Genomic DNA, 21,037 nt, shown 5'->3' on the forward strand with positions numbered 1-21,037 from the left:
ATATAATAACAATATAAATCATGTGGTTATATTTTCAATTTATTCCAAAAGCCTTGTTTGTATTATTTAGTAACATTTTGAAAAAAAGAAGAATAAAATTGTATTAGGTGGGTGAATGTTTTTAATGCAATATTCCTCAATGTTGTTTGTTTAATGGTAATGGAATATCAAGTTATTTGATCTGCCAGAGTATGCCCTTGAATTTGTTACACGCTTGAAAAGGAAAAGAAAATAACCCGTTGTTGTGATTTTGGCACGACATCCAATGGGGGATTTTTAAAGTGGTTTCAAAGGGGTAAGACGCATCCTTTTTATTTTGTAATGTTTTACCTTTAATAAGGTTGCTTATTATTAGGCTCTGGTAGGCCGGAAATCCAATTAGAGTATTGGATAGCGCTGGCTACATCATTTCTTGCGAGAAATAATAAACATATGGATATGGATAATGGATATGGATATTGCAATTATAGGGATTTCTTGTCGGTTTCCTGATGCAAACAACTACAATGAGTTTTGGGAAAATATCGTACATCACCGCAATTCGGTTTCTAAAATTTCAGACGCTAATAACGTTGCGTTGCCTAATGGCCGAAAATCTTTAAAGTGGCCGGATGACCATGAAGCTCGGTGGGCTGCCCTTGTTAATAACGTAGATGGTTTTGACAACCAATTCTTCGGGATTATTCCTAAAGTTGCAGAAACCATGGATCCGCAACAGCGGATCATGCTGGAACTTACCTGGTCTTGTCTGGAGGATGCCGGTATTCCTCCGTCAGCGCTGCGGGGTCAGAAAGTCGGCGTTATTATTGGTGTCTTCAATAACGATTATAAAGAACTGCAAGAAAATACCCAGGCGCCAATAGAGGCGCATCATTCCACGGGTACTGCGACATCTATTATTGCCAATCGTATTTCACATTTCTTTGGCTTTCATGGCCCAAGCGTCGCCATTGATACCGCCTGTTCTGGCTCATTAAATGCCATTCACAATGCCATTCAAGCCATCGCTAGCGGAGACTGTGAGGTTGCTATTAGTGGGGGGATTAATCTTATTTTAACCTCCACCCGGCATCAGTCTTTTGCCAAAATGGGGATGTTGTCGCCGACTGGCGCCTGTCACTCTTTTGATAGCCAGGCTGATGGTTATGTCCGTGGCGAAGGGGCTGGGGTGTTATTACTCAAGCCATTAGATAACGCGCTGGCTGACGGTGACGTTATTCATGGCGTCATCAAAGGGAGTGCGGTTAATCATTGCGGCACAACCTATACTCTCACCTATCCGAGCGCCGAAGCACAGGCTGATGTGATCGTTGCTGCGAACACCCACGCGGGGGTGCCTGTGGGTTCCATTGGTCTCGTTGAGGCACATGGCACAGGAACACCGAAGGGCGACCCCATCGAGTTTGCCGGGCTGACCAACGCATTCCGCACGCTCGCCCGGCAACAGGGATCGACGCTGGACGAGGCTTTCTGCGGTGTAACCTCGGTTAAGAGCAATATTGGCCACCTCGAAGCGGCGGCTGGCGTCGCTGGCATCATCAAGGTATTGCAGGCTTTTAAACACCGTAAACTGCCGCCATTACGCAGTTTTTCTGCGATCAACCCTAAAATTGACACCACCGCAACGCCGTTCTTCTTCGTTGATGAAGTCCGTGACTGGCCGCGTGTCGATGCCAACACGCCGCGTCGGGCGGGAGTGAGTTCGTTTGGATTTGGCGGGACTAACGCTCATATTGTGCTGGAAGAAGCCCCGGAGTCGGCGAACCATCCGCATCAGACGAGCCAGCCTGCAACCGATGCCCCTTATTTAATTGCGCTGTCTGCCAAAAACCCGGCGGCGCTGTTGCAACGCCAAAAAGAATTGATCGACTGGCTGAGCGAGCATCCTGACGTATCGTTGCGTGACGTGAGCGCGACATTACTAACCTGCCGTGATCACTTTGCTTATCGTTATAGCGTCGTGGGCAGTGATGTTGAGACGATGATTCAGGCGTTAGCCAACGCGGTTGAACAAGGCCCACTGGAGCTAAAAGAGCAGACCGCAGATGACGCGAAACAGGTGGAAAAGGCCGGTGTTGAAGGGGCTGCACTGCTTGAAGCGATGCGTGACGCTGATGTTCAGGCGGCAAGCCAGATGTTGCAGCAACTGGGTGAGTATTATCAGCGTGGTGTACAACTTGACTGGAGCCGGTTATTTGATGGTGCCCATCCACAGCGCATCGCACTGCCTGGCTACCCGTTTATTCATACCTCTTTTTGGCTTAGCGATAGTCATCAGGCCAGTTCACCATGCTCGGCTTTGCGTGCCCAGCGTCACCGCGTGGTGAATGTCGGAAGTTCTCGTTATCAGGCTTTGCTTCAGGGGAATGAGTTTTTTATTGCTGGTCATCGGATCGGCGGTCAAACGATACTGCCGGGAGTCGCCTGTCTGGAGCTGGTTCGCGCCGCTTTCACGGATGCGATTGATGTCAAAGACGCCAACACCTTACATTTCACCCAGGTGAGTTGGTTAAGACCGCTTGAGTTTCACGATGCGGCATCGGACATATACATTCAGCTTGATCCGCATGAGCCTGGCAAATCGTGGTTATTTCAGGTTCTCGACAACGATCAAACGCTTTACTGCCAGGGCATGATTGGATTTTCCCATTCAGAGCGCCCTGTTGTACCGACCACGCTGATGGCTGATGATGCGCACACCAGCGATGCAACCACCTGCTACCAACTGCTTGATAGTCTGGCGATGTGCTACGGCGAAGGATTGAGATCAATTCGCCAGCTTACCTTCGATCAACGCACCTGTGTTGCACATCTGGCGCTGCCGAATGCGCATGGCACTGACTTTGTTATTCATCCCTCTCTGGCCGATGGCGCCTTGCAGGCGGCGGTGGTCTGGGCAACTGAAAAACGGCGTGCATCACGGCAGGAGAATCAGCCGGGTTCGCTGGTCATTCCCTTTGCGCTGGAAGGGCTGGAGTTATTGCATCCTTGCAGTTCAGCCATGAGCGCGACCATTACCTTGTCTGACGAGCACGCTATGCGTGACGGGGTCTTCAAGGTTGATATTCATGTCAGCGAGGCGAACAACCCTGAGCGCGTGGCGCTGATCTTCCGCGGTTTAAGTTTGCGTGTTCTTGATGACAGCCTTACCGCAACAGAGCGGACTAACGCTGAGCCTTCATCACCTGCATTGTCTGAAGCCGTCAACCTGTATCAGCCGTACTGGATTGAGAAAGCGGTGTCAGACGCTGATGAGCCGATGGATCAGGTGGTGCTGGTCGGCCATGAGCAGGATGTTGACTGGCTGGCAAACCTGATAGCACAGTCAGAAAATCCGCCGCAGATGCAGCGGATTCTGTTGGCATCAACGCTGGATGTCGCTAAAGCGGCGGATAGCGCATGGGTTCGTCCCGGCAATCATGACGATTTTATCACGGCGGTAGAGGCATTGTTGTTGCAGGGCGCAACGTTTGAGCGCGTGCTGTGGGTCAACCCGCAACAGGGTAGCGATGATATTGTCACGCGTTTGAATCATGGTCCGCATAGCCTTTTTGCCTTAACGAAAGCCATGATGCGTAAGGTTAAGAAGGCGCGCTTTGTCCATTTCCATTCTGGCGGCGAGAGCCTGCCGGATATCTCTGCCATCAGTGGTTTTTACCGTACGCTGCGTGTTGAGAAGCCCGCTTATATTGGCCGTGTGGTGCACTACGCTCAGGTTATTGACGGCGACAAAGAGACGGGCAAGGTTATCCCGGCGTTAATCAAAACCGAGTTTAGTGACGCCTCCAAAGATGCCGATGTGCGTTATGTGCAGGGCGTGCGTCTGGTGCGCCGTTTTGTCGCGGATGCGCCGTTATCCGCACATGCGCGTGCACCGTTAAGCCCGAAAACAACGGATGCGATTAACCAACCGGTATCCGTGCCGGCAACATTGCGCCAGCAGGGAACGTATCTGATTACGGGCGGGTTAGGGGCGTTAGGGTTGATTTTTGCTCGTTTCCTGTGTTCGCGTTACAACGCAACCGTTTATTTGAGCGGGCGTTCTGCACTGGATGAAACGCGGCAGCAACAACTTGATGCCGTTAATGCGCTTGGCGGCAATGCCATTTATCTGGCATGTGACATGAGCGATCCTGACAGCGTTCAGGGGTTGATCGAGGCGATCCGCGCATCGGGCCGCACGCTGAACGGCATCATCCACTCGGCTGGCGTCATCGAAGATAACTTTATTCTGCGTAAAAGCCCTGATGCATTTGGGCGCGTCATCACCCCGAAAGCCGTTGGCACCTGGCTGCTTGATGACGCCACGCGTGACGTGCCGCTCGACTTTTTTGTGCTGTTTTCTTCGGTTACCGGCGTGTTGGGCAATATGGGGCAATGCGATTATGCCTTTGGTAATGCCTTCGAAGATTATTTTGCTTATCAACGCAATACGCTGCAGCGGCAGGGAGAACGCAGCGGTAAAACGCTCTCTCTGAACTGGCCCTATTGGAAAGACGGCGGGATGCGCCTTACCGAGAAAGAAGAGGGCTTCCTTAAGAGCCAGTTCGGGATTGTGCCGCTGCTGACCGAAGACGGTATCGCCATTTTTGACTATGCCTTGCAAAGCCAGGCTTCGCAGATAGTGGTGATGCCCGGCGTGCCGGGCGAACGTGCGCGCATTGAAGAGGTGCTGGGCGTCGTGGAGCCGGTACAGCAGCATCCGCTGGTTTCGACTGATTCAACGGCCTCTGATGCTGACGACAGCCATTCGTTACAGGACGTGGTAATCCGCTATTTGTCCGACCTGTTTGGCAGAAAATTACAGATCCCGCCGTATTTCGAACGTCATGGTTTCTTTCGTGATTATGGCTTCGATTCGGTGGTGGTGATTGAACTGGTCAATGAGCTGAAAAAGACATTCGGCAGTGCGTTGCCGATGACGCTGTTCTTTGAATATCAAACCATGGAAGAGCTGAGCCGTTTCCTGCTGGAAAACTGTCATGACGCCTGTCGTGGCTTGCAGGGAACGGCGTCGGTAAATGGGACAGCGCCGGTAAACGCTGTCGTGAAGTCTGCTGCCAACGCCGCATCGCCTGCGCTGGAACGGGTCGCCGTGACAGCACAACCGCGACGCGCCGCGCAGCCTGCTGTAAACGATGACGATATTGCCATTATCGGCATCGCCGGGCGTTACCCGGAAGCGGAGAATCTTGAACAGTTCTGGCACAACCTTGCACAAGGGCGTGATTGCATCATCGATATTCCGTCTGATCGCTGGGATGATCGCTGGTTCCAGGAAGGGGCGGCAACACCAGGGAAAAGTTATAGTCGTTGGGGCGGGTTCCTTGCTGACGTCAGACGCTTCGATTTACGTTATTTCAATATTTCCCCGAAAGAAACGGAAATCATGGACCCGAACGAGTGGTTGTTCCTTGAGACAGTCACTCACGCTATTGAAGATGCGGGATACACCGCAGACAGGCTGGCGCCGTTGCAGGCGGGGCGCGAAAACCGCGTTGGCGTCTATGTCGGTATGATGTGGGGCGATTACCAGCTCCATGCCGTCACCAGTCCGGAGAACGAGTGGACCACTTCTCACTCGTCTTACTGGTCGGTGGCAAACCGTGTGTCGCATTTCTTTAACTTCTCCGGCCCAAGCATGGCGCTGGATACCGCCTGCTCATCGTCATTGACGGCGATTCACGTGGCGTGCAATGCCCTTCGCAGCGGCGATGTTCCGGTGGCGATTGCCGGTGGCGTCAACCTGTCGCTGCATCCTTATAAGTATCATCTGTTATCCAATATGCACTTCCTCTCGTCGGATGGCCGCTGCCGCAGTTTTGGTGAAGGCGGTACGGGGTATGTGCCGGGAGAAGGGGTTGGGGCGGTGATCCTTAAGCCGCTGTCTCGTGCGCTGGAAGAGGGCGACCATATCTATGGCATCATCCGCGGTACGGCGGTTAACCACGGTGGTAAAACCTCCGGCTTTACGGTGCCTAACGCGAAACGTCAGGCCGAATTGATCTCGGATGCGCTGGAGACGGCCAGGGTTAATCCACGGCATATCAGTTATGTCGAAGCGCATGGCACCGGCACCAAACTGGGCGATCCGATTGAAATCAGCGGGTTGAATAAAGCCTTTTCGGTGGCCGGGGACAACAGCAAATACTGCGCTATTGGCTCGGTGAAGGCCAATATTGGTCATCTGGAAGCGGCTGCGGGGATGTCGGCACTGACCAAAGTGCTGTTGCAGATGCAACACCAAACGCTGGTGCCATCCATCCAGTCAAAAGCGATCAACCCGTTTATCGACTTTCAGGGTGGACCATTCCGTGTTCAACACACACTGGAACACTGGCAGCGCCCGGTACTTGAGGTGATAGAGGAAGATGGTCAGCGCGTCAGTCGGGAAATTCCGCGTATCGCCGGCATCAGTTCGTTCGGGGCGGGTGGCAGTAACGCACATCTGATCGTTGAAGAGTATATTGCGCCGCCTGCGGCGGGTGAGGCGGATAAGAACAAACCGGCGTTAATCCTGTTGTCTGCCCGTCGTGAACCGGCGTTACAGGCGATGGCCGGGCAACTGGCCGCCTTTATCGAACAGCATTCTGAGCTGTCGCTACAGGATATGGCTTATACGCTACAGGTTGGGCGCGTGGCGCATGAATATCGCCTGGCGTTTGTCGCAGAATCGGCGGCGGATGCGGTCAACATGCTGCGAGCTTATACCCAACAGCAATTGTCTGGATTGATCACCGGGCATCGTGACAATGCGCGTCAGGCAACTTCGACGCCGCCGCTCGCTGAGTGGATAAAACAAGGGCGTCTTGGCGCATTGGGTGAGGCATGGGCCAATGGTCATGAGGTGGAGTGGCGCCAGTTACATGCGCCGCGCACCCGTCGGCGTGTTTCGCTGCCCGGTTATGCGTTCCAGCGTCAGGACTGTTGGGCGCCGTCTTTACCGGCGGCGTTGCTGGGCGCAGCGGTGTCAGGCGCTGCTGCGCTGCACCCGCTGATTGATGCCAATATTTCTACGCTGGCCTCGCAGGCATTCCGCAAACGGCTGCGTGCAGATGAATTTTTCCTGAATGATCACCGCCTTGGCGATAATCGCATTCTGCCGGGCGCCGCTTATATCGAGATGGCGTTAAGCGCCAGCGAGCTGGCGTTGCAAGGCCGTGCGCTACCGCCTGCTGGCGACAGACCGCTCCTGTCACAACTGCAAAATATTCAATGGCGTCAGCCGATTATGGTCGCCAGTGATGACCTGGAGGTAGAGATCGCGCTGGCGCCGTCGCAGGGTGGGCTTGATTTTGAGATTTATCGGGCGGATGGCGAGAAACGCCATGTCTACGGCAGTGGCCGTTTGTGTGAAGAAACCTCGCCTCAGTCAGATGCGGTTAACCTACAAAGGTTGCTGACTAATGCTCAGGTCTATCAACGTAACGACATCGATGCAGCGTTCAGGCAACGCGGTTTTACGCTCGGCCCAACGTTTCAGGTCATTGAGTGCTTATATGCTCATGCCGAAGAAGCGCTGTCGGTGCTGAAGTTCCCCGCAGGCTTACAGATAACCTCTGTGGTGCAGTCTTTTATCCTGCCACCGTCACTGCTGGATGGCGCATTGCGTACCGCGCTGGGTATCGGTGGCTTTAGCGCTACAACTTATACGCTCGACGTTCCGGTTGCGCTGGCGAAAGTGCAGATATTCCAGCCCATCGACGGGATTTGCTATGCCTATGCCCGCCGTGATAACGCCCCCGGCCTGGCAGCGGCGACAGCAAACTACCACATTGATTTGCTCGATAGCATCGGTAATGTCGTGGTCAGGCTCACCCAATTGCAGACACAAGCCGTGCCGCATCTGGGGATGAAATCTGCACGCGTTGCGAAACCTGCCGCTGTGCCAATGCGCGCAGACAACGCCAGTGCGCCTGCGCCTGTCAAAGCGGTGCCGGTTGCTGCTGGTGCCACCTCTTCGCGTGAGGCCATCGTCAATACGCTGATTGCGCATGTCATTGACGTGACCAAACTGGAGACGGGTGAAGTCACTGCCACCGGGCCGTTATCGAATTATGGCCTTGATTCGATGATGATTCTTGCATTGAACGAAAAACTGGCGGCGGCCTTTGACGGTCTGCCTCAGACACTGTTCTATGAGTACGAAGATCTCGCTTCACTGGCGGATTATCTGCTGGAAAACTACCCTGAGCAGGTGGTGGCGTTCGGTGGCGTTGCGCCTGCTGCGAGCAGCGTGGAGGCACCGGTGCCGGCGGCAGTGAATACCCGTTCAGCACGAGATGCCGTGCTGGATTACCTGATAGCCAGCATTATTGACGTCACCAGGCTTGATGCGGGCGAGGTGCGCCCGGCTACCCAGTTGTCGGATTACGGCCTGGATTCCATGATGATTTTGGCCTTGAACGGGAAGCTGGCCGCCACTTTTGGCGAGGTGTCGCAAACCCTGTTCTATGAATATCAGGACATTGACTCGCTGGCTGATTTCTTCTGTGAGAGCTATCCGGATCAGGTTGCCGCCTTGCAGCCTGCGACAGCGAGCGTGGCGTCGGCACCGGCGGCGTTGTCAGCGCCACATGTCGCCGCCGCGCCTGTGGCTGAAGCAGAGCCGGCAAACCCGGTATCAGCGGCCTGTGATGCGTTGTTTGATTGTTTGACGGCGGCTGTCGGTTCAGCAACGGCAAGTTATTCGCCGCTTACGCCGCTGTATCAGTGGCCGCTGGATACCATTAATCAAATTCACCTGCAGTATGAGCTGGATGCACGTTTCACCGGCGTCAATGCCACGGCTGTTTACCATTATCAAACCCTGACTGAGTGGGCTGAAGCCATGCTGGCCGGGCAGCGCCAGGCTGCTGATGCGCCTGTGCCGGTTGAACGCCCGACACTGGCCAGTCTGTTGAATCACTCCCGTATTGATGTTCTCAAACGCAGTGTGTCGGGTGAGGCGGCTGTGGCTGGTATGCAAGACGACATTGCCGTTATCGGGCTGAGTGGCCGCTATCCGGGGGCCAGCAACGTGGAGGCGTTCTGGGCTAATCTCACCGGTGGCGTAGACAGCATCACCGAAATCCCGCTGTCTCGCTGGGACTACCACCCCCATTATTCACCCGTGCGGGGACCGAAGAACAAGGTCTATAGCAAATGGGGCGGGTTTATCGATGATATTGATAAGTTCGATAGCCAGTATTTCAATATTTCGCCCCGTGAAGCCGAGCTGTTGGACCCGCAAGAGCGACTGTTTTTGCAAACCGCATGGGAATGTATGTCGGATGCCAGCTATTCCCGCCAGGCGTTAAGCAAATCACGCGTTGGCGTGTATGTCGGGGTGATGTGGGGACAGTATCAATGTATCGAAACGACGGAAAAACAGCATGAATCTGGCTGGGCCATGTCGTTGCATTCATCGGTCGCCAACCGGGTTTCTTTCTACTTTAACCTCAACGGCCCAAGCGTAGCGCTGGACACCATGTGCTCGTCGTCGCTCACTGCGCTCCATATGGCGTGTCAGGCGATCCAAAGCGGTGACTGCAACATGGCGATAGCCGGTGGCATCAATCTGATTGTGCACCCGATGAAGTACTACCAACTGGGGCAAAACCAGTTCCTCTCCAGTGATGGGCGTTGCCGCGCATTCGGTGAAGGTGGCGATGGCTATGTCCCCGGCGAAGGGATGGGCGCAGTGTTGCTGAAACCGTTGCAACAGGCGATAGCGGATGGCGACCAGATTTACGGCGTTATCAAAGCCACGGCTATCAACCACGGTGGCAAAACCAGCGGCTTTACGGTTCCTAATCAGGCAGCGCAAAGCAACGTCATCAGCACTGCGTTAGCGCGTGCGGGCTGGGCACCTGCTTCTGTCGATTACATTGAGACGCATGGCACCGGCACGATGTTGGGCGATCCTATTGAGATCTCCGGGCTTTCTAAAGCCTTCTCACAAATCAACGCGCAACGTGGGATCAGTCATGATCTGCTGCCGGGTCACTGCCGCATCGGTTCGGTGAAAAGCAATATCGGGCATCTTGAGTCCGCCGCGGGTATCGCCGGGTTGACCAAGATCCTGCTACAGATGCGCCACCGTAAGATTGTGCCGTCGCTGCATTCGCAAACGCTGAATACGAAAATTAACTTCGCTGCCTCGCCGTTTCGCGTGGTACAGGCCCTTGAAGCGTGGGAACCGGCGGCTGATCATCCGCGTCGTGCGGGCCTGAGCGCCTTTGGTGCCGGTGGGTCAAACGCGCATGTGCTGATAGAAGAAGCGCCGGCGTTGGTATCGGCCAGCGTGCAGGCTGGGGAACCGCGTCTGTTTGTGCTCTCGGCGGATAGCGATGCGCGTTTATCGCTGTATGTGGACCGGATGGTGAGCTTCCTCAGCGAGGCGGTGCGTGAACCGCAGACGGCGCCTGATTTTGACTCGCTGGCCTTTTCTTCACTGGTTGGGCGCGATGCGATGACGGAACGCCTCGCCGTGGTGGCGAGCAGTCTGGGCGATTTGCTCAGCCAGCTTGAGCAATACCGCCATGACGGCTCGGCAAAACAGCTCTTCCGCGGGCGTATTGCCGGCGGCAACGAACGTCTGGATACCATTCTGGACGGTAAGCAGCTTGATGACCTGGTCACGAGCCTGGTACAGGAGCGTCAACTACTGCGTCTGGGCCGCTTGTGGAGCACCCTGCTGGATGTGAACTGGCAGCAGGTCGCGCCGTTACTCTTTGCTGGTAACGAGGCGGCGGGTACGGTGCGCCGGGTTTCATTCCCGCCTTTGCCGCTGATGATGCGCAGCCATTGGCTGGCGCTGCCTTCAGAGCAAGAGGCTTCACACCGTGCGACCTCGCTGCACCCGTTGATCGACGCAAATATCTCAACCTTGTCGCAGCAGAAATTTATCAAGCAGCTGACCGGGCAAGAGAGTTATCTGCGTGACCATGTGGTGGGAAGCCGGGACGCACGGGTGATTTTGCCCGGCTCGGCCTACCTCGAAATGATCCATGCAGCGGGCCAACTGGCGATGGAGAACGAATGGGCTGTGGCTGCTATCCGTAATCTGATGTGGATGAATGCCATTGAAGTAGACGATGAGCCGGTGGACGTGGAAATCGCGCTGGCCCATGCAGACGGCGACAGCGTGCAGGTGGCTGTGCGTAATCGCCACACGGATGCGCTCTCGCTGGAAGCCGAGCTGGTTTATCGCCACGGTACCACAGCGCTTGCCGATGAATGGATCGATCTTGATGCGCTGCGTAATAGCGGCCAATACGAAGGTGATCAGGCCGTTATCTACGCTGATTTTGCCAGAATGGGTTTTGCCTATGGCCCAAGCTATCAGGTAACGCGTGAACGTTACCGCTTTGCAGACGGAGCACTGAGTCATTTGTGTCTGCCGGAAGCGGCGCACGATGCCGATGCGTTTTATCTGCATCCGTCACTGTTAGACGGGGCGTTGCGTACTTGTCTGGCAGTAGGGCTGGAGCCGGTGGAATATGCCACGCCTATCGTGCCGTTCTCTCTGGGCGAGCTGGAATTCCGCCACCCGCTCGGCAATGAGTGCTATGCCTATGTGACGCCGGCGCAATCGCATCGGTCTGACCAGAGTCTGGGCAGTTCGATTCAAAAACACGACATTACGCTGGTGGATACCCAGGGCCGTGTACTGGCGCGTTTGAACGATTTTGCCGCACGTCGGCTGGAGAGTGACGCCAGCGCGGCACAGCCTCTGACGTCTCACCCCTCGAAGCCACAGGACGTGCAGTACTATGCCTACGAGTGGCTGGCGTCGCCGCTGCCGGAGGTTGCACCGGATTCCGAGGCGGCTTCTGCCGCGGTGCTGGTGCTCAGTGATGATGAGGCTCTCGCCGGGGCGCTGCGCGCGCATTACGGCGACGCCGCCAGCGTGATTGCCGTGACGCCCGCCAGTGCGTTTGCCGAGCTTGGCGACCATCGTTTCAGCGTCGATACCCAGTCTCAGGCCAGTATGCAGGCATTGTGTGAGCAGTTGGACGCAAAACAGATGTGGCCTACCCACATTGTCCATGCGCCAGGCGCGGATACGCACTTTGATGACTTGCCGCTGGTGGGCGCCGCACCGCTCTTGCATAAGGGATTGCAGTCGTTGCGGCACCTGTTTGTGGCGCTGGAAACGGTAAAACCGGGGCAGGCGCTACGCTGTGTGAACGTCTATACCGCACAAGACGATCAGGTGGAGCCGCAGCATGATGCGGCAAGTGGTTATGCCCGTTCACTGCTGACGATTAACCACCGTTTCGAGCTGTTCACTTTGCGTAGCAATGCGGATAACGCCGCTGCGCTGGCGAGTGAGATTTATCAGGAGTTCGTACGGCGTCCGACCCCGCTGGCTGGATTAGAACTGGCCTACCGGAATGGAACACGTTATCAGCGTCAGCCTGGCGAAATTGTTCCTCCCGACGCCGACGGTTTGGGGAATCAACCGCACCTGCATTTCGTCCATCGCGGTCACTATGTGATAACCGGCGGTGCCGGCAAGCTGGGGCTGCTGATGGCGAACTATCTGGCATCCCGTTATCAGGCCCGCATTGTGTTGAGTGGCCGTTCAGCCCAGCCAGATGAGACGGTGCAGCAGCAGATGGTTGCGATGCGTGAGCACGGCGCCGAAGTGTGCTACATCGCCGCCGATGTGGCGCAGGAAGGGCAGGCCGATGCTTTGGTTGCACACGCCAAAGCGGTGTTCGGCGCATTGGATGGCGTGCTGCACTGCGCAGGCGTCGCCAGCGCAACGCCCATCACCACGTTGCAGGATACGGAGTTTTACGCGCTGATTGGGCCGAAGGTCGATGGTCTGGTTGCACTTGACCGCGCCACGGCACACGAGCCGATCTCGGTGTTTATCAACTTCTCATCCGTTTCCGCGGTACTTGGTGATTTGGGTTCAGGCGCGTATGCCGCCGGTAATCGCTTTATGGATAGCCACGCGGTATGGCGCAACCACATGGTACAAAAAGGGCTGCGCACCGGCCAGACGCTCTCTGTGAACTGGCCGTTGTGGGCCAGCGGCCAGATGAACATCGAACAAGAGGATGCCAGCCTGTTTGAGTTCTCCGGTATGAGCGCCTTAGGTCAGGAGGCGGGGATTATCGCCCTTGAGCGCGCTCTGCTGGCGCAGCGTTCTGAACTGCTGGTTGCGGTTGGCGAGCGTAACAAGGTTGCCCGTGCGCTGCGTATTCAGGCCGATGCGGCAGTGCCCGCTGCGCCGCAGGCGCAGGTGAATGTCGTAGCAGACGCGCCGCGTCACCAGCCAGCGCAGGCGGAGCCGACACGGCACGCTGACAGCGCTTATCAGCTCCGCGAAAACGCACTTAAAGAGCGGATCTCAACCATCATCAAACTGCCTGCCGCCGATATCGCGGTGGATGCCACCTTTGAGCAGTTGGGGATGGATTCCATCATGCTGATGGAGCTGCGTGCGGTGCTTGAGAAGGAGTATGACGGACTGCCGAAGACTGCACCGTTTGAGTTTAATACCACCGCCAAACTGGCTGGGTACCTGTGCGAGCGTTATGGCGCAACGCAGGCGAACCATGAGGTGTTGTCAGCAGCGCCGCCACGCCGTGCGACAGAGACGGCAGACAGCCATCCTGTTACTGCGCCGGTTGCGCCTGCTATCAAACGGACGATGCCAGCTGCTGCTGCGAACACCCTCAGTTTACGTGTGAGGCGTGCATCGTTGTCGCCGGTGGTCAGTGTTAATGCAGGGAATGCAGAAAATGACGCGGTGGCGATTATCGGTGTGGCGGGCGAGTTCCCCGGTGCTGAGAATCTGGCGGATTTCTGGGCAGCTATTCAGGCGGGTAAAGAAAACCTGACCACGATTCCGGATGCGCGTTGGGTGGCTTCGTCGGGGGATGACGGTAATCCGCGTTACGTGAATCGCGGCGGTTTCCTCAACAACGTGGATGTGTTTGATCCCGTCATGTTCCGCATGAGCAGCGAGGAAGCCAGCCGCCTTGATCCTCAGGTACGTGTCTTGCTGCGTAGCGCCTGGCACGCGCTGGAGGATGCCGGTTACACCCCGGCTGCGCTTAACGCGCAGCAGGTCGGCGTGTATGTCGGCGCGATGAACGAAGACTTCACTTGGGTAATGGCCGAAATTTACGCCCGTACGGGCCGTTATCCGGGCGCGGGTTCCGTTGTCAGTGAACTGGCTAACCGCATTTCGTTTTTGATGAACCTGCGTGGCCCAAGCTTCTGCGTTGCCACAACCTGTGCGTCATCGCTGACAAGCGTGCATATCGCGCGTAAGGCCATTCTCGGTGGTGAATGTGATATGGCGCTGGCAGGCGGCATTAATCTGAGCCTGCATCCCAGCAAATATATGCTGTTGCAGGAGATGAACGTGCTGTCCTCAGACGGCAAAGAGTACACCTTCGATGAGCGCGCCAATGGCCTGATTCCGAGCGAAGGCAGCGGCATGGTGGTGCTCAAACGTCTGAGCCGGGCGCTGGCCGACGGTGATCATATTTATGGCGTGCTGCGTGGTTCCAGCATCGGTCATGCCGGCACCGGGGCGGGGCAATATCTGCCGAATCTGTCTGTGATGGAAGACACCGCCGTTCGCGCTATCAACGAGGCGCGCATCGATGTCAACGAGCTGACCTATATCGAAAGCCACGGTGCGGCGACGGAACTGGGCGACCCGATTGAACTGAAAGCGTTGTCCAATGCGCTGCGTCGTCAGACTAACGCACAGCATTTCTGCGCGTTGGGCACCAAGGCCAACCTGGGTCACATGGAGGCGGCATCGGGCATCTGTTCGTTGATTAAGGTGCTGTTGAGTATGCAGCACGGGCGTCTGTCGCCTTGCGTCAACCTGCATCGTATCAACACCTCGTTTGAGCATGAGACTTCTGCGTTCCTGTTCCCACGCGAAGCGCAGGAATGGCACACCAATGCCAGAGGCACGCGTCTGGCGGGGATTAATGCCTACGGCATGGGCGGTTCTACCGCATTTGTTGTGGTTGAATCGCCCGAACAGGTACTGATGCAGCACGCTCGCCAAGGCGGTATGGGTAGCGAGAACGCACAGCATAGTGCGCAAATACATAGTGCGCAGATAGTGGTGTTGTCCGCCCACCATGCTGAGCGGCTGGCGGCTTATGCAGCCGGGATGCGTGACTTTATTCAGCGGCAAGGCAGCGCCGTTGCGCTCGCTGACCTTGCTTATACCAGCCAGATTGGGCGTATCACGCTGGATCATCGCCTGGCTATTGTGGCGACCAGCCTGGATGACCTGCTGGCGAAACTGGAATGCTTTATTGCTCAGCCAGCGTCTGAACACAGCAGGCAGGATGTGTATAGCGGTAATGTGCGCGACACCAAAGATGTTCCGCAGTTGATTACCGGTGAGGCGGGTCAAAGCTTTATCCGTGTGTTGGTACAAACGCAGCAGCTTGCCAAAGTGGCCACATTGTGGAGCCGTGGCTGTGATATCGACTGGAGCCTGTTACACCATGGAGAGCCTCGTCGTCGCGTGTCTTTCCCCGGTTATCCGTTTGCGCAGCAACCCTGTGATCTCTATGCGACGTTGCTCCTGGATGCTCCGCGTCCGCCAACGCCTCACAGTGAAGCTGCCGTGCAGGATGCTCCAGAGACGGCAGCGGTAAATCTGCCGCAGGCATGGTTTGCCCGCACACTGCGTACCGGCAACCCCGAAGCGCTGAACAAGGCGGCATTGCGGGCGTTCTGGAATGAGCAGCTTCACACCAAAGAGGACGTCGGCGCGCAGGTGGCGTCTGTGTTGCTCGGCGGCGCAGCCGTGCAGGATGCCGGGGCGGCTCAGCAGAATAACCTGTATGTGGAAAAGCACATCGATCAGGACACGGTAACGGCAGTGCAGCTCTGTACCCAACGCCATGAGATTGCTGTCGAGACGGTGGTGGCCGCCGGCTGGGCGCTGCTCGCTAATCGTCATGCGCGTACCAGGCATTCCCAGTTCGGCCTGATCCGACATGTGAATGATGGAACGATGCAGATAACTCCTGCGCGTATTCAGGTGGTGGGACGGCACAAAACCGCGGCCTGGCTCAAAGGCGTTGAGAGACAGCTGGAAAAATGCCTTAACCATGCCGGATCTACGCTTGAGCAGATAACACACTGGGCGGGGGATGCCGCGTTGTTTGATAGTGCGGTACTCCTGACTGACGGCAACGAGGTTGATGTGAATCAGGCTGTTCCCGCGCTGTTTGCGGCGCAACCGCAACTTCATCTGGCGCTTTTTGCCCGCATAGAGGAGAACAGCGTGCAGTTGCGTCTGGCGTGCCGCGGAATCGAGGCTCAGGCCGCGCAGCTCACTCAACTGCTTGAGCAATTCATGATGCTGCTTGAAGGGGTAGCCAGCCATCCGGATAAAAATCCGGCGGCGCTGCCGATGCGCAGTAAAGGGGAGGGGCGTAAAGCCTTCCTGAAAACGCTTGAAAAACTTAACCAGCAAGATCAAACACCATGAAAATACTGATCACCGGAGCAAATGGATTTGTTGGGCTTAACGTTGTAAAAGCCCTGGTCGCTGCCAATCATCAGGTAACGGCGTATGTACGGGCATCATCCAACGTCAGTTTTCTGGAGCCTTTCGGCGTCACCCTGGTGCGTGGCGAATTGCATGATGACCAGCGCCTGCGCGCAGCAATGGCCGGGCACGATGGCGTGATTCATACCGCGGGCAATACCAGCAGCAACCCCCGCGACTGGCCGCTGCTGGCGGCGGTCAATATTGAAGGGACGCGTTCAGTGGTGGAGGCGGCGCTGGCGTGCGGGGTATCGCGTCTGGTGTATACCAGTACCAGCTCGACGATAGGGGCGTATAACGACCCTGCCGCCGAGGCGACGGAAGAGACTGTGCTGGCGGGGTTTCGTGCCAAAAACCCGTATGCCAGGAGCAAATTACAGGCGGAAGAACTGGTGTACCGCGCCTGTGATCGCGGCTTGTCGGCGGTGATCCTCAATCCTGCCGAAGTGCTGGGCGGTTATGACTACTCAATGCAGTGGGGCCGCATGGTGCTGGCGGTGGCGCATAACCAGTTGCCGTTCCTGCCCCCCGGCGGCGCCAGCTTTTGCGGCGCAAGCGATGTTGGCGAAGTGCACGTCAGCGCCTTAACCAAAGGAAAGTCAGGCGAGCGCTACCTCATTGCAGGGGCCAATACGCGTTATAGCGAGCTTATCAGCACGATTGAAGCGGTTGTACCGTGCAAGGCCGACAGACCCAACATCCATTATTCATCGTTCTATCTGAAAACGTTGCTTCAGGAAAAGCTGCCGTGGCTGGTACGCGGTGAGCCGGTACTGGATGCGTATCGCCTGCGTGTCTTTGGCGGCGTTTATTACTTTAGCAGTGCCAGGGCTGAACGGGAGCTGGGTTATCAGCCTTCTTCCTTAAGCCAGATGGTGGAGGAGTGTGTGTCCTGGTATAGGGCCAATGGCTTTATTGCGCCTTAGTCATCATGAGTTCTTAGCAGTCAATAGGAATCATTCTCCTAGAGAGAATAACTAACCAAGGAGGTTTTTATAATGGATTTTCATGATCTGGTCGAACTTGAGCGTAAGCCTTTCAAAGAACGCGTAAAATTACGTTATGACACTTATCTCAAAGAATTAGAGAAAGGTTTCATGTTCAGCCGTCAAGGCATGGGACCGGTCGATGCGCGTATGGAATACAAAGACCTGCATAGCGATGAGTTCCGAAATGTTCTGGTGTTCGGCTCGAACAGTTATCTTGGTCTGGCTAACCATCCTTACGTCAAAAGCAAGGTGGTTGAAGCGGTAGAAAAATACGGTATTGGCACTGGCGGTTCACCGGCGTTTTCTGGTTATACCAAGCAACATCGTGATCTTGAGTTGCGTCTGGCGGCATTAGCCGGCCATGAAGATGCGGTACTGCTGCCGAGTGGCTATATGGCAAACCTGTGCTGGGTTAACGGGCTGATGAATCGTAATGACGTCATCATCTATGACCAGAACAGTCATGCCAGCGTGATCAACGCCATCAAAATGACTAACGTGCCGTTCTTTACCTTTGACCCGGAACGTCTGGATGAGTTTGAAGCCATGCTGCCGAAAATTCGGGCGCGTTTGAAACCTCAGACACAAATTTTTTCCACGGTTGAAGGGGTGCGTTCTACCGATGGTTCGATCATCGATCTCAAACGTTACATTGAGATTTGCCGGGCGAACGATATCGTCACCATTCTCGATGACGCGCATGGTCTGGGCACCTTAGGGCGCACCGGTAAAGGGACGCTTGAGCATTTGGATCTGATAGGTCAGGTTGATTTGCGTATGTCCACCTGCAGCAAATCACTGGGTGCGCAGGGCGCTTTCATTTCCGGCAGCCGTGAGCATATCTTTATGCTGCGCAACTTCTCTTACCCTTATCTGTTTACCTCTGGTTTGGCACAACCGACGATTGCGGCGATTTCCGCAGCAATGGACGTGATGGAACGCGAGCCGGAGCGTATTGAACGTCTGCATGAAAATGTACGTTACATGCAGGATCAATTGGAAACCCAAGGCTTTAACATCCTGCGCGGAGAATCAGGGATTATCCCGGTTTTCTTCAAGAAACCCTTTGTGGTGGGCAACATCAACCGCTGTCTTTTTGAACGCGGCGTGTTCGCCAATATCATGGAATACCCGATGGTTCCGCCTGATAAAGAACGCCTGCGTTTCTCTGTGATGTCTTCTCATACCAGAGAAGAGATCGATCACGTCGTTGAGATTCTCACTGAGATTGCGCGCGAGTTTGATGCGCTCTAATGGATTAGATGAAGGAGATTAAAAATGGACGCCCAGAAAGACACTCTCGCCGTTGTCCTCGACATTATCAATGGCATCAAGAATACCGGGTTTACGCCTGATGTCGTGGATCTGGAGGCATTTATCGGTGGTGAACTCGGTGTGGATTCGGTCGAAATGCTCGAATCCTGGTACGAGATTGAGAAGCGGCTCAACATCAAGGTGAATGACGGCGATAAGCGCGGTATTTACACGCTTGGCGACCTGATCAGCACGATTGAAGCTCATCTGCCGGCAGAAGCGATCAAATCCTGAATCGGCAAGCCGTTGGTGGGATAGACAAGCAACGTTACGTGACAATCCTAGGGAACAGTAATAGGGGATTTATGTCTTCTTCAATTTGGGTATTTCCTGGTCAGGGATCGCAGCAGAAAGGGATGGGGAAAGCGCTGTTCGAGCGTTTCCCCGAACTCGTCAACGAAGCCGATGAGGTGCTCGGTTTCTCCATACGCGAGTTGTGCCTTAACGATCCTCAAGGTGTACTTGGTGAAACGGAGTTCACCCAGCCAGCTTTGTTTGTTGTCTCAGCGCTCGGTGTTCTCGCCAATCGACAAGACGGCGTGGAAGCGCCGGATTGCTACGCCGGTCATAGCCTGGGGGAGTTTGCCGCGCTGTTTGCGGCGGGGGCGTTTGATTTTGCCACGGGCGTCGCACTGGTGAGAGAGCGCGGTCTGCTGATGTCGAAAGCGCCGCGCGGTGCGATGGCCGCTATCCTGGGCATCGATCTCAATCGGGTGACGGAACTGCTTGCTTCGTCACCGTTTAGCGGCATTGATATCGCCAACATCAACTGTGCGCAACAAATCGTCATTTCGGGACTTTATGACGACATTGTTGCCTGTGAATCACTGTTTACCGAGGCGGGTGCGCGTTATATCAAGCTGAACGTGAGTGCGGCGTTTCACTCCCGTTATATGCGTGATATCGAAGCGCAGTTTGCTGAATTTGCTCGTCGTTTTACATTTAACCCGCTCAATGCGCGGGTGATTTCTAACTACACAGCGCTCGATTATCCAACATCTGATTACCTTGAACTGTTGACGAGCCAGATAAGTCATCCAGTCCGCTGGTACGAAAGTATCTCCCGGCTGCTGCTGTCTGGCGACGTCAAACTGCACGAAATTGGGCCAGGGCAGGTACTCACCAGCCTGTTTGCGAAAATAAAAGCGCAGCCGATGACGCTTTCGCATGAGCCTGCGGTCAACAACGTTGCCGGCGCCCCCGCCGTAGCGGTTTCCAACCCTGCTGTGGTGTTTATGTTTGGTGGGCAAGGTGCGCAGTATTACGGCATGGGTCATGAGCTGTATCGCCGTAACAGCACGTTTCGCAGCCAGATGGACATCTGTGATGCTCTGTGTCGTAAACACACCGGCTACAGCCTGCTGGAGACGCTGTATGACGATGCTCATCGTCATCTGCAACTCTCTGATGTGGCGCTATCCAATGTGGCGTTGCTCAGTGTTGGCGTCAGTCTGACCGGTATGCTCAAAGCCGAGGGGATCGAACCTGATGCCGTGCTGGGGTATAGCCTCGGCGAGTGCATCGCCGCGGTGGTTGCCGGTGTACTGACGCTTGATGATGCCATGAAACTGGTGGTGTCTCAGGCGAACTTGCTGGGTGAGAAAACCGCAGGCGGCGGGATGATGAGTGTGCTGGCTCCGGTGGCGCACTTCCAGTCCCATGCCGGGCTGTATCAGGGAACCGAATTAGCCAGCATTAATTTCCAGAATAACTTCGTGGTGAGTGGTGATATGGCAAGCCTGTCGGCGCTGAAAACACGTCTGGCTCAACAGGATATTAACTCAATGCTGTTGCCTGTCGAGCAACCGTTTCACTCGTCAGGGATCGCGGTTATTGAGCAGGATTTCCGTGCATTAGTCGACACCTTGCCGAAAAGCGCCCCCAGGATGCCGGTGTATTCCGCCATGTCAGGGACAACGGTTGAACGATGGGATAACGAGTACTTCTGGCGAGTATTGCGTGAACCCGTTGATTTCTACGGTTTGATGCAGGCGTTCGGTGAGAAAAATCAGACATTTTTTGTTGATCTCAGCCCAACAGGCACGCTGTCAACGTTTATCAAATATGGCTTTGCAACGCGCTTTCAGCACGCTGCGATTATCAATCAATTCGGCAGGAACGCCGAAAGTGTATCCAACTTGCTGAGTGTTTTAAAAAACCATTCCCGGCACGTTGTGACAGAAGGAGCATGACT

Annotated in this window: 5 protein-coding genes; all 5 read left to right on the forward strand. The window is 55.4% G+C overall.

What is annotated here, in order from left to right:
- Window positions 1-445 precede the first annotated feature (445 nt).
- On the forward strand, window positions 446-16,480 hold the full coding sequence (locus tag Dpoa569_RS05190) for an SDR family NAD(P)-dependent oxidoreductase (RefSeq protein ID WP_042871937.1): 16,035 nt from the start codon (window positions 446-448) through the stop codon (window positions 16,478-16,480).
- Entirely contained in the window at window positions 16,477-17,466 is a 990-nt protein-coding gene (locus Dpoa569_RS05195) for an NAD-dependent epimerase/dehydratase family protein (RefSeq protein WP_042871935.1), read from the forward strand. The genes Dpoa569_RS05190 and Dpoa569_RS05195 overlap by 4 nt, the downstream gene beginning before the upstream one ends.
- Window positions 17,467-17,538: 72 nt before the next feature.
- Window positions 17,539-18,783: an aminotransferase class I/II-fold pyridoxal phosphate-dependent enzyme gene (locus Dpoa569_RS05200; RefSeq protein WP_042871934.1), complete on the forward strand. Its 1,245-nt coding sequence runs from the start codon at window positions 17,539-17,541 to the stop codon at window positions 18,781-18,783.
- A 24-nt stretch (window positions 18,784-18,807) separates the two neighbouring features.
- Entirely contained in the window at window positions 18,808-19,077 is a 270-nt protein-coding gene (locus Dpoa569_RS05205) for an acyl carrier protein (protein ID WP_042871932.1), read from the forward strand.
- 71 nt (window positions 19,078-19,148) lie between these two features.
- Window positions 19,149-21,035 (forward strand): ACP S-malonyltransferase, encoded by a 1,887-nt coding sequence (fabD, locus tag Dpoa569_RS05210; protein WP_071604331.1) that lies wholly within the window; start codon window positions 19,149-19,151, stop codon window positions 21,033-21,035.
- The last annotated feature ends 2 nt before the right edge of the window (window positions 21,036-21,037 follow it).

The organism is Dickeya poaceiphila (genome assembly GCF_007858975.2).
GTDB classification, from domain to species: domain Bacteria; phylum Pseudomonadota; class Gammaproteobacteria; order Enterobacterales; family Enterobacteriaceae; genus Dickeya; species Dickeya poaceiphila.